We start from the raw sequence: 10,040 nt of genomic DNA, 5'->3' as shown, positions 1-10,040 counted from the left end.
CACATCAACCTGACGCAGCTTGGCGACAATCTCTTCCGGCTTGTGGCGCTTCCTTGCCATCGTTCCATCCATCCAAATGGTCCTCGGACCAACATAAGGGATGGATCACTTCAAGGGGGTCAGACCACGGGCTGACGCGATCTCAGATGGGCGCTGGCGGAGGAGCGCTGCTCGCTCGTCCGGCGGATCGCATCACGCTGCTGGATGTTCTCCGCGCCGTGGGCCTCTCGGGCTACCAGAGCGTGCTCCAAGGCGGTCTCTGACTGTGACCCAGAAGGCGCTCGGCGTGGGGCGTGCGGCGACTTTCGATTTCTTGGCGCGCTTGCTGGGGCCCCTAGCGCGGCCGTCGGCGACGCCTAAGCCGACAGCGCCAGGGCTGTGGAACGCCACGGGTGAGGGCCAGGACGGCCGAGCCCAGCGGCGACGCCGAGCAGGCGCCACGGCCGGTAGCGCGATGCTCGCCTTTGAGCGGGCGTGCTCGGGCATCAGTTCGGCGTGCTCGCGCAGGCGATAGCTTGAGCCCTCGATTTGGATGACGACGGCATGGTGCAGCAGCCGGTCCAGCAGCGCCGTGGCGACGACGGGATCGCCGAAGACGTCGCCCCACCCGGCAGACCTTCCACTCGGTGAAGGCGTAGGGCGTCGCCGGCAGCGGCTTCAGCGCCGCTGCGTCCACCTGGGCGAAGAGCTCCGCGCGGCTCACGCCGTAGGCGCGCCGCACCCGCCCGTTGAGCTGCGGCGTCAGCTCGGCGATGGCGGCGTTGAGTGAGATGGCGTCGGCGGGAGCGGTTCAGGCCTGCGGACGAGCTTGCGCCGCCCCCGAGCCTTTCTCCGACCTCCGCGTCGTGGCGGCAGGTTCGCCCAGTAGATCGACGAACAGTGCGGCGTCATCCTCGCGGGTGATGAAGCCGGGCAGTTCGCGCCGTAGCCAGTCCGGCAACTCTTCCTTCGAAAAGGCGTCCTGACCCTTCTCCAGCCGGTAGAGGAGGAACGCGCCCAGCAGCACCTTGCGGCGCGTGTCCTTGGCGCGTTCCTGCTTGCTGAGTTTGGTCTGGAGGGTTTTGCGCTGGGCTTCCAGTTGCGCCAGGCGCTCGGCGATCGACCGCTTTGCCATCGTCCTCTCCCGATGCGCGCCCCCTCGCGGCCTCCACCATAGCCGGTCCCGCTTGAGCCGTCACCAGTTCCAAAGCTTTCGGCAAGTCGTCGCAGCCGTGTTGCCACGACTAGGCGCTATCCATACCTTCCGACTGCGTGATGTCTGCGATTCCAAGGGCGTCACCTCGGCTGCTTGCTCTGCGTTTCTCCGATACACTGCCAAGCTTGTTCACATGCAGTCCACCCCGAGCTGGCTGAGCAAGGCGAAGACTAGCGAAGGGCGCACTTACGAGTTGCTGTGCAACTCAGCGCTTGTTAGCTTCAGATCGACGGACTTGAGGACGCTATCGGGGCTTACGCACCCTTGGCCCGCTAGGATCGCCCCCCCGGAAGGGCGGCTCTCTGGGGATCGTCATGGCGATCTATCATCTGGCGATGAAGCCGATCAGCCGCAGCGGCGGGCGCAGCGCCGTGGCCGCCGCCGCCTATCGCGCATCGCAAAAGCTGACCAACGAGCGCGACGGCCTGACCCATGACTTCACGCACCGGCGCGGCGTCGAACATGCGGAGATCGTGCTGCCGGAGGGCGTTGAGGCCGAGTGGGCGCAGGACCGTTCGCGGCTATGGAATGCGGCCGAAGCGGCGGAGAAGCGCAAGGACGCGCGGGTCGCCCGTGAGATCGAGGTCGCGCTGCCCCATGAACTGACCGCCGACCAGCGTCTTGAGCTGACACGGGAGTTCGCGCACGAACTGTCCGATCGCTACGGCGTTGCGGTGGATTTCGCGATCCACAGCCCGCACGGCGACACCGACGTGCGCAACCACCACGCCCACATCATGCTCACCACCCGGAAGGTGGAACAGGATGGGCTCGGCGAGAAGTCCGACCTGGAGCTGGAGAACAAGAAGCTCGCCGCGCTGGGCCTGCCGACTTCGCACGACCAGCTCCGCGACATCCGCTTGGATTGGGAGGATCGCGCCAACCGGCATCTGGCGCTCGCCGGCCACGACATCCGCATCGACCACCGTTCCCATCGCGACTGTGGCCTGGAGATCGAGCCCACCCAGCACATGGGCGTTCACGCCACCCAGATGGACCGGCGCGGAAAGTCCGTGGTGCGCGCTCGTCAGGACGAGGAGCAAGCCCGCCGAAACGCCAAACTGATCCGCGAAAAGCCCGAGCAGGCGCTGAGCCTCGTCACCAACGAAAAGAGCGTGTTCGACCGCACCGACGTGGCGCGAACGCTGCACCGCTACATTGATGATCCTGACGCCTTCCAAGCGGCCTTCGCCAAGGCGATGGTGTCGCCCGCGCTGGTCGAGCTGCGGCCCGAGCAAAGGGACGAATTCGGCCGCACACTGGAGCCGGCCCGCTACTCCACCAAGGAGATGATAGCGGTGGAGCGGCAGATGGCCGACAGCGCAGATAGGATGGCGCAAAGCCGGACGTTCGGTGTGAGCCGGCGCAACGTCGAGCAGGCCATTGCCGATCGGCCATTCCTAGCCGAAGAGCAGCGCCAAGCGGTTCGCCACATCACCGGTCCCGAACGCGTCGAGGCCGTGGTCGGCGTCGCCGGCGCCGGCAAGAGCACCATGCTGGGCGCCGCGCGACAGGCGTGGGCGGCCGAGGGCTACGAGGTGATGGGCGCAGCGCTGGCCGGCAAGGCGGCCGAAGGATTGGAAGAATCCTCCGGCATCCGCAGCCGCACGCTGGCGAGCTTTGAGCGCAGTTGGGAACGCGGGCGCGACATGCTCGGCCCGCGAAGCGTGCTGGTGATCGACGAGGCCGGGATGGTCGGAAGCCGTCAGCTTTCTCGCGTGCTGGCCGAGACAGATCGCGCCGGCGCCAAGGTGGTGCTGGTGGGCGATCCCGAACAGCTCCAGCCGATCGGGCCGGGCGCGGCGTTTCGAGCCGTGGCCGAGCGCGCCGGCTTCGTGGAATTGGGCGAAATCCGCCGACAGCGCGAAGGCTGGCAGAGGGCGGCGTCCGTCGACTTCGCGCGCCATCGCACAGCCGAGGGGCTGGGCGCCTACGCTGAGCGCGGCGCCATCCGCTTCGAGCTCGACATCGGCGCGGCCCGTCACGCCATCGTGGGCGACGTGATCGCCGACATGGATGCGCGGCCGAACGGCTCGCGTTTGGTGCTGGCGCATCGCCGGGCCGACGCGGCGGATTTGAACCACGCGATCCGCGCCGTGCGCCAGGGCCGCGGCGAACTTCAGAACGAGCACCTCTACCAGACGACGGAGGGCGAACGCGCCTTCGCGTCTGGCGACCGGCTGCTGTTCCGCGAGAACAATCGCGACCTCGGGGTGAAGAACGGGATGCTCGGCACAGTGGAGCGAGCGGAGCGCGGTCGGTTGGAGGTCCGCCTGGACGGCGCCAAAGGCCCCGGTACGGGACGTGTGGTGTCCGTTTCGATGGCCGACTATGCGGCGGTGGATCACGGCTACGCCACCACGATCCACAAGGCCCAGGGCGCCACGGTGGACCGCGCCCATGTGCTGGCGTCCGGCACGATGGACCGCCACCTGACCTATGTCGCCATGACCCGCCATCGGGACGACGTGACGCTCTACGCCGGCCGGGAGGAATTCACGGACGTGGCGGCTCTATCGTCGCGGCTCTCGCGCGCCGGGCTGAAGGAAACCACCCTGGACTACGCAACGCGGCGCGGGCTCGAACAGCCCATCGTCGTGCCCGAGGCGATGCCGCGGGGGGCGCGGGACCGTACTGCCGGCCCTGACGTCGAGCCGGCGCGCAAGCGCGGCATGTTCGATGGCCTGACGCTGAACCCACGCCGGCCGGCGCCGGCGATGGGGTGCGTTGAGGCCCTGCCGCTGTCCAAATCGGATCGCGTCGCGCCAGCGCCACGGCAGCCGCTTGCGCAGGCGGCGGAGCGTTACGCGCAGGCCTTGGACGGCGCAGAGCGGATGCGCGCCCAGGCGCTGCCAGTTCTGGAGCATCAGAAGCGGGAATTGCGCGAGGCGGCCCGCGCGCTGGACGCGGCGCGGCCAGGCGCGACGCGCGACTTCCACAATGCGCTGCGGCACGAGCCAGCGACATGGCGGGCGATGCGGGATCTTCGCGGCCCGGAACGCGGCGCCGAATTGGCCGGCGCCGTCCGCCGTGAGGAGCAAGTGCGGCGCGATCCGGTGCTGAAGGCCGACCGCCTCGTGAACGAATGGAAGCGGCTGGAGGCGCAGCGCGACCGACTGCACGGCTGGCGACATGGTGAGGCGCGCCGCCGCCTCGAAGGCCGCATGAAAGCGATGGCCGGAGCGCTCAAGCGCGATCCGCAGTTGGAGTCTCTGGTGCGGTCACGCGCGCCCGCCTTGGGTGTGGAGCGGGGCTCGGCGCTGGCCCGGGTGATCGCGGCGCCGGGCGCCCGGCAAGCCGTGATGGAGATCGGGCGAAGCCGGGACCCCGGCATGTCGTTGTAGCGGGCGCGGAGGGCGAGGATGGCGGTTGAACAGGCGGGCGATCCCGCCCAGGCGTTCGAGGACTTGCGGGCCGAGGTGTCGGTGCTGCGGCGGGCGATTGAGGCCCTGCCGGCGGCCATGCGTGAAAACCGGCCGCCGGACTACAGCGCGGACCTCGGCGTCATCGGCAAGGGTCTGGACGAGCTCGGCGAGCAGTTGGACTCCATCCTGGAGTCGCCTGCGCTGCGCCTGACGCCTGAGCAGCAGGGTCAAGCCATCGCGAACGCCGGAACGGCGCTGGTGCGTGAGGCGGCGCAGAGGCTTGACCGGGCCGCCCAGGAGGCCGAGCGCGAGCGGTCACGGCTTTCGGGCATCATCGGACAGGCGTGGGCGCAGGACCGGCAGTTCAAGCTGCTGTGCTGGACGGGCGGCGCGGCCTTCGCGGTCGGGCTGGTGTTCTCGCCGCTCGTGGCCAGCGTCCTGCCGCTGGGGCTCAACACCCGCGTCGCCGCCCTGGTGATGCGCGCGGATCGCTGGACGGCCGGCATGGATCTGATGAACGCGGGCAACCCGGCGGCATGGGCGCGCCTCGACGCCGACATCGACCTCATCGCCGACAACCGTGAGGCCGTGGACGCCTGCCGCGAGACGGCCGCGAAAACCGGTAAGGCGCAGCGTTGCACAATTATGCTGCCGCCACCGCCCGTTTTGACGGAACGCCAGCCGTGATCGGGTCGGGCGGGGGTCGTGGCCGAGCTACTCGACCACGACCCCCGGCGGCCGCTGGCGTGGCGCCGAAACAGGATCGAGACGCGCACCACATAGCCGTTGGAGTCATTGACAACGGAGGGTCTAGTTGGCATAAACTCCAACATGGAAGCCGAATTGCTGTTCCGCAAACGCGAAGGTTTGTCGGAGACGGCGTTCGTGGAACTGGTGATCTGGCGGGTTCCTGACCCCGTGCGCGGCAGCGCGCATGGCTTCAAGTATCGCTTGGCGTTGGTGGCGGATGGCGTTTGCGTGCTGCGCTACGACAACGAGGCCGGCAAGGGCGATCACAAGCATGTCGGGGAACGCGAGGTGGCCTACCACTTTACCGACCTGGCGACCCTGCAAGCGGACTTTTGGAAGGACGTGGCGGAATGGAGGACAGGACAATGAGAACCGTAACGCTCGGCGTCTCCTCGATCGAGGAAACCCAACGTCAGATGGCCGCCGCCTTTGGCGGCGAGAAGGTTGGCGAGTTCATCAGCTTCGCCACGGTCGAGCTGCTATGGAAGGTGCTCACCGCAAAGCGGTGGGACATTCTGAAGGCTATGACGGGGCAGGGCGAAATGACCATCCGCGAGATCGCGCGGCGCGTTGACCGCGACGTGAAGGCCGTGCATGGGGACGTGCAAGCGCTGCTGGTTGCGGGCGTGCTTGATCGCGCCGACAGCGGACGCGTGATCTTTCCCTATGATGCGGTGCATGTGGACTTCACCCTATACAAGGCGGCCTGATGAGCATCAAACCGACGAAGGCGCTTCACAGATCATTCACAGATTTTTTTTGGCCAAAATATCCGAATAAAATCAATATATTAGAGAGCTTCCAGTTCTCGAAGCGCTAACCGCGCGCGACAACTCGCGTATTCGGGAAGGGCGCTTCGGGAAACCGGAGCGCCCTTTCTCTTTGTCCGGAGTCCATCATGGCCCACACGGTCTTCATCGACGGCGAAGCCGGCACCACGGGACTGCAGATCCGCGAACGGCTGGAGAGCCGCCGCGACATCGAGATCCTGTCGATCGATCCCGCTCGGCGGAAGGACGCCGACGCGCGCGCCGAACTGCTGAACGCGGCCGACGCCGTGGTGCTGTGCCTGCCGGACGACGCGGCCAAGGAGGCCGTGGCCCTGATCGAGAACGATCGGGTCAAGGTCGTGGACGCCTCGACGGCCCACCGCGTGGCGCCGGGCTGGACCTATGGCTTCGCGGAGCTGTCGAAGGACCAGCGGCCGGCGATCCGCGCCTCGACCCGCGTGGCCAATCCGGGCTGCTATCCGACCGGCTTCATCGCCCTCGTGCGGCCGCTGGTGGACGCCGGCCTGATCCCGGCGGACTTCCCGCTGACGGTCAACGCGATCTCGGGCTACTCGGGCGGCGGCAAGGGGCTGATCGCCGAATTCGAGGAACGCGGCGCCCGCGACGTGTTCCGGGCCTATGGCCTGCCGCTGGCCCACAAGCATCTTCCGGAGATGCAGGCCTATAGCGGCATCGGCCATCCGCCGGTGTTCGCGCCATCGGTCGGCCGCTACGCCCAGGGCATGCTGGTCGAGGTGCCGCTCCAGCTCTGGGCGATGCCGGGCAAGCCCGATCCATCCGACCTGCACGTGGCGCTGGAGGCCTACTACGCCGGCGAGACCTTCGTGGAGGTGGCGAGTGGGGCGGAATGCGCCGAGCTGCAGAAGACCCGCGCCGGCGCCGCCGGCTATGTGGAGGCGCTGGACCCCGAGGCCCTGAACAACACGAACCGCATGCGGCTTTTCGTTTTTGGCAATGCGCAGGCGGGGCAGGCGCGCCTCGTCGCGCTGCTGGACAATCTGGGTAAGGGCGCTTCCGGCGCGGCGGTGCAGAACCTGAACCTGATGCTCGGCCTGGACGAGGCCGCAGGCCTCTAGGCTCTGCGACCGCATGGCGTCTGGCGGACGCCGGCGTTCGGGCGTCTCCTGCCGTTGCAGCGGCGGGGGCCCCGAATGAAGACCATCCTGAAACTGGCGGTGATCGCCGCGGTGTTTGCGCCGGCGGCGGCTCTTGCAGAGGCGAGGACCAGCATCGTCGCCTCGGACTTCGGCGTCTTCGATGACGCCAAGGGCACCTTTACGCCCACCCGGACGGTGAGCCGGGCCGCCAAGCCCGAGTACGGATGGATGATGCTGCTGGACACGCCGAAGACCGCGGTGCGCTACCGCGAGGAGCTGACCGGGCCGGCGGGCGGCGCGCCGACGATCCGCGAGCGGACCGTCAGCCCTGACGAAGGCGTGATCCTGAACGTGTGGTCGGCGGAGAGGGACGATCCGGCGGGCCGATACGTGGTGCGCGTGCTGGTGGACGAACAGGTCGAGAAGACCTTCATCTTCGACGTGGAGTAGGCCGGCGCTTGCATCCGGCGCGTTCCGCGCCACGTAATTGCGGCATGGACACCCAGGTCGAACGCCGCGCCTTCCTGCTGGGCGCCTCTCTGATCGCGCTGTCGGGCATGACGGGCTCGGCCCTCGCCGCCGACCGCTATGCGGGCTCGGCTTACAGGAAGGTCGCCGACGCGCAGTGGAAGCAGCGGCTGTCGCCGGCCGCCTATCGCGTGCTGCGCCACGAGGACACCGAACGGCCGGGCTCGAGCCCGCTGAACCGCGAGAAGCGGAAGGGGACCTTCGTCTGCGCCGGCTGCGACCTGCCGCTGTTCAAGAGCGAGTGGAAGTTCGAGAGCGGCACCGGCTGGCCGAGCTTCTACCGGGCCATCCCCGGCGCCGTGGCCACGAAGACCGACTACAAGATCGGCGTGCCGCGCACCGAGTACCACTGCGCCCAGTGTCTCGGCCACCAGGGCCACGTCTTCGAGGACGGGCCTAAGCCCACCGGCCTGCGCTACTGCAACAACGGGGTGGCGCTGAAGTTCGTCGCGGCCTGACGCCGCTGCAGCGTCGCTGACAAAGAACGGGCCCGCGGGGGAGCGCGGGCCCGAGTTTGTCGCAGGCTGGCTTGGGGGACAGTCTGCGGAAGGGGTCGTCAGGCCTTGGTCTTCGGCGCGGCCGGAGGCGCAGGGGCGGCCGGCTCTCCGCCGCCGCGATGGATGCGGCCGGCGCCGGAGATGTCGGTCTCCAGGTCCGAAGGTTCGGTCGTGAGGTTGATCTCGCCCATGCCGGAGATCTGGAGGCGGGCCTTGCCGATCGGCGCGACCGTCGCTTCGCCCGCGCCCGAGATGTCGACGTCGGCGTCGCGGGTGGCGAGCTGGCCCATCTCGGCTTCGCCCGCCCCGGAGATGTCGATGTCGAGCTCGTCGGTCCGGCCGCGGGCGCTGACTTCCGAAGCGCCCGAGACGTCCACGGAGAGACTGGGCTGGTTATAGTTCTCGATCGTCAGACGGTTCGCGCCCGACAGGTGGAAGCGGCTGATGTTGGGCGCGGTGACGGCGATGCGGACCTTGCGGACACCCCAGTGAGTGCGGCGCACGACGATGCGGCCGTCGTCGATGTCCATCCGATCGAGAATGCGCTGCGGGCCCGTCACCACCACCTTCGCCGGACCGTCGGCCTGGGTGTAGGTGACGTCGGCCGGAATGCTGAGACTCAGGCGGTCGCTGCCGTCCCACGCGAAGGTTCGGGTGGCCACAGGGCCGGCGCCTTCGCCGTCCCAGTCGCGGTCCCAGTTCTCCTTGTCCCAATGGTCATTGTCCCAGCCGCCGGCCCAGTGCCAGCCGCCGCGGGCGATGGCGTCCGGCCCGCCGATGGCGAAGGCGGCGGCGAGGGCCGCGAGGCAGAGCACGAAGCCCGCGACGGCGATCACGACGAGATTGCGGATCATGGCGTTCGTCTCCCTTAGCCTTGGGGTTCCAGGGCCGGCTTGAGCAGCCGGTAGTGCAGGCGGCCGTACCAGACGCAGGCGTTGATCAGACCGATGCTGATGAGCGTCAGGATCGCGCCGCCGGAGGCCGCGCCGGCCATCAGGCCGATGCCGGCCAGGACGCCCGCCACCGTGCCGCCGGGCGGATCTACGAAGGGCGCCGCCGCGAACAGGAACCCGCCGGCGAAGAAGCAGGCGATCACCGCGATGAAGAGCCCGAACAGCGTGCCGGCCACCGCCATCAGGATCGGCAGCAGAATGAGGATGTCGATGGCGCCCAGGCCGAGAACCGCGAAGATCGCGCCCGCGGCCGACGAGGGGCTTCGCTCCTCGCGCCAGCGGTTGAGCTGGGCCTCGGCGCGGAGTTCTCGCGCGAGCCGGTCCGGATTGCCCAGGGCGGCGGCCACGTCGGCCTCGCCGCGGCCGGCGGCTTCGCCCTCGGTGAAGTGCGCCTCGTAGTCGGCGACGATGTCGGCGACGGTCTGCGGAGGCAGGCCGCGCAGACCTTCCCGCAACCGCGCCATGAAAGCCTGGCGTGTCATTTGGCCCCTCCAAAGACGATCTCGTCGACAGCGCCGGAGAACGAGCTCCAGGCGTCCTTCTGGGTGGTGAAGCTGCGTTTCCCGGCTTCGGTGAGCCGGTAGTACTTGCGCGGCGGGCCCGAGGGGCTCTCGACGAGATAGGTCTCAACGAGGCCGTCCGCCTGGAGCCGGCGCATCAGCGGGTAGATCGTGCCTTCGCCCATGCCGATCAGGTCGGAGAGGCGGCTGGCGATCTCGTAGGCGTAGCTGTCGTGGTGGTGGAGCAGGGCGAGCACGCAGAGCTCGAGCGCCCCTTTCTTCAACTGGATCTCTATGGCTTCCGGCACGGCGGAGCTCCTTCCTGAGCTCTGATGTACCGACAGGTAGTGTGTGACGCAAGGTA

The 10,040-nt window shown here is 68.4% G+C and carries 13 protein-coding genes; 8 read left to right on the top strand and 5 right to left on the bottom strand.

Annotated features, from left to right (window positions below; all coding sequences use genetic code 11):
* Nucleotides 1-53: 53 nt before the first annotated feature.
* Nucleotides 54-263: an Rrf2 family transcriptional regulator gene (locus ACO2Q0_RS14755; protein ID WP_423352278.1), complete on the top strand. Its 210-nt coding sequence runs from the start codon at nt 54-56 to the stop codon at nt 261-263.
* Here ACO2Q0_RS14755 and ACO2Q0_RS14750 read toward each other — a convergent pair.
* Both ACO2Q0_RS14750 and ACO2Q0_RS14745 read right to left on the bottom strand, forming a co-directional pair.
* Nucleotides 193-555, bottom strand: a complete 363-nt coding sequence (locus tag ACO2Q0_RS14750) for a hypothetical protein (protein ID WP_423352277.1) — start codon at nt 553-555, stop codon at nt 193-195. The genes ACO2Q0_RS14755 and ACO2Q0_RS14750 overlap by 71 nt on opposite strands.
* A 235-nt stretch (nt 556-790) precedes the next feature.
* A complete protein-coding gene (locus ACO2Q0_RS14745) occupies nt 791-1,114 on the bottom strand; it encodes a mobilization protein (protein WP_423352256.1) in 324 nt (107 codons plus the stop codon).
* A 395-nt stretch (nt 1,115-1,509) separates the two neighbouring features.
* Between ACO2Q0_RS14745 and traA the strand changes: the two genes are divergently transcribed.
* From traA to msrB, 7 genes are all read left to right on the top strand, one after another.
* On the top strand, nt 1,510-4,539 hold the full coding sequence (gene traA, locus ACO2Q0_RS14740) for a Ti-type conjugative transfer relaxase TraA (RefSeq protein ID WP_423352255.1): 3,030 nt from the start codon (nt 1,510-1,512) through the stop codon (nt 4,537-4,539).
* Between the two features lie 18 nt (nt 4,540-4,557).
* Nucleotides 4,558-5,247, top strand: a complete 690-nt coding sequence (locus ACO2Q0_RS14735; protein WP_423352254.1) for a DUF6118 family protein — start codon at nt 4,558-4,560, stop codon at nt 5,245-5,247.
* Between the two features lie 144 nt (nt 5,248-5,391).
* The gene (locus ACO2Q0_RS14730; RefSeq protein ID WP_423352253.1) at nt 5,392-5,679 is read left to right on the top strand and encodes a toxin-antitoxin system TumE family protein; all 288 of its coding nucleotides are present in this window, start codon (nt 5,392-5,394) and stop codon (nt 5,677-5,679) included.
* Nucleotides 5,676-6,020, top strand: coding sequence for a transcriptional regulator (locus tag ACO2Q0_RS14725; RefSeq protein ID WP_423352252.1), 345 nt, complete (start codon nt 5,676-5,678; stop codon nt 6,018-6,020). Before ACO2Q0_RS14730 ends, ACO2Q0_RS14725 begins: the two co-directional genes overlap by 4 nt.
* 188 nt (nt 6,021-6,208) lie before the next feature.
* A complete protein-coding gene (gene argC / locus ACO2Q0_RS14720; RefSeq protein ID WP_423352251.1) occupies nt 6,209-7,177 on the top strand; it encodes an N-acetyl-gamma-glutamyl-phosphate reductase in 969 nt (322 codons plus the stop codon).
* Nucleotides 7,178-7,252: 75 nt separating this feature from the next.
* Nucleotides 7,253-7,648, top strand: coding sequence for a hypothetical protein (locus ACO2Q0_RS14715; RefSeq protein ID WP_423352250.1), 396 nt, complete (start codon nt 7,253-7,255; stop codon nt 7,646-7,648).
* A gap of 44 nt (nt 7,649-7,692) precedes the next feature.
* Nucleotides 7,693-8,184 (top strand): peptide-methionine (R)-S-oxide reductase MsrB, encoded by a 492-nt coding sequence (gene msrB, locus ACO2Q0_RS14710; RefSeq protein WP_423352249.1) that lies wholly within the window; start codon nt 7,693-7,695, stop codon nt 8,182-8,184.
* 98 nt (nt 8,185-8,282) lie between these two features.
* Here msrB and ACO2Q0_RS14705 read toward each other — a convergent pair whose 3' ends face one another.
* From ACO2Q0_RS14705 to ACO2Q0_RS14695, 3 genes are read right to left on the bottom strand one after another with little or no spacing between them, the layout of a single operon-like run.
* A complete protein-coding gene (locus tag ACO2Q0_RS14705; RefSeq protein ID WP_423352248.1) occupies nt 8,283-9,077 on the bottom strand; it encodes a GIN domain-containing protein in 795 nt (264 codons plus the stop codon).
* A 14-nt stretch (nt 9,078-9,091) separates the two neighbouring features.
* Nucleotides 9,092-9,658 (bottom strand): DUF1700 domain-containing protein, encoded by a 567-nt coding sequence (locus ACO2Q0_RS14700; RefSeq protein WP_423352247.1) that lies wholly within the window; start codon nt 9,656-9,658, stop codon nt 9,092-9,094.
* Nucleotides 9,655-9,984, bottom strand: a complete 330-nt coding sequence (locus ACO2Q0_RS14695) for a PadR family transcriptional regulator (RefSeq protein ID WP_423352246.1) — start codon at nt 9,982-9,984, stop codon at nt 9,655-9,657. Before ACO2Q0_RS14695 ends, ACO2Q0_RS14700 begins: the two co-directional genes overlap by 4 nt.
* Nucleotides 9,985-10,040 lie beyond the last annotated feature (56 nt).

The organism is Phenylobacterium sp. VNQ135, from assembly GCF_049445735.1.
In the GTDB taxonomy this organism is placed as follows: domain Bacteria; phylum Pseudomonadota; class Alphaproteobacteria; order Caulobacterales; family Caulobacteraceae; genus Phenylobacterium.
This window is presented reverse-complemented; position numbering and strand designations above follow the sequence as displayed.

What these genes read in the sequence shown, in the direction of transcription:
- msrB (WP_423352249.1), top strand. Translation starts at nt 7,693, where the DNA reads ATGGACACCCAGGTCGAACGCCGCGCCTTCCTGCTGGGCGCCTCTCTG.
- ACO2Q0_RS14725 (WP_423352252.1), top strand. Translation starts at nt 5,676, where the DNA reads ATGAGAACCGTAACGCTCGGCGTCTCCTCGATCGAGGAAACCCAACGT.
- ACO2Q0_RS14705 (WP_423352248.1), bottom strand. Translation starts at nt 9,077, where the DNA reads ATGATCCGCAATCTCGTCGTGATCGCCGTCGCGGGCTTCGTGCTCTGC.
- ACO2Q0_RS14745 (WP_423352256.1), bottom strand. Translation starts at nt 1,114, where the DNA reads ATGGCAAAGCGGTCGATCGCCGAGCGCCTGGCGCAACTGGAAGCCCAG.
- argC (WP_423352251.1), top strand. Translation starts at nt 6,209, where the DNA reads ATGGCCCACACGGTCTTCATCGACGGCGAAGCCGGCACCACGGGACTG.
- ACO2Q0_RS14735 (WP_423352254.1), top strand. Translation starts at nt 4,558, where the DNA reads ATGGCGGTTGAACAGGCGGGCGATCCCGCCCAGGCGTTCGAGGACTTG.
- ACO2Q0_RS14730 (WP_423352253.1), top strand. Translation starts at nt 5,392, where the DNA reads ATGGAAGCCGAATTGCTGTTCCGCAAACGCGAAGGTTTGTCGGAGACG.
- ACO2Q0_RS14700 (WP_423352247.1), bottom strand. Translation starts at nt 9,658, where the DNA reads ATGACACGCCAGGCTTTCATGGCGCGGTTGCGGGAAGGTCTGCGCGGC.
- traA (WP_423352255.1), top strand. Translation starts at nt 1,510, where the DNA reads ATGGCGATCTATCATCTGGCGATGAAGCCGATCAGCCGCAGCGGCGGG.
- ACO2Q0_RS14715 (WP_423352250.1), top strand. Translation starts at nt 7,253, where the DNA reads ATGAAGACCATCCTGAAACTGGCGGTGATCGCCGCGGTGTTTGCGCCG.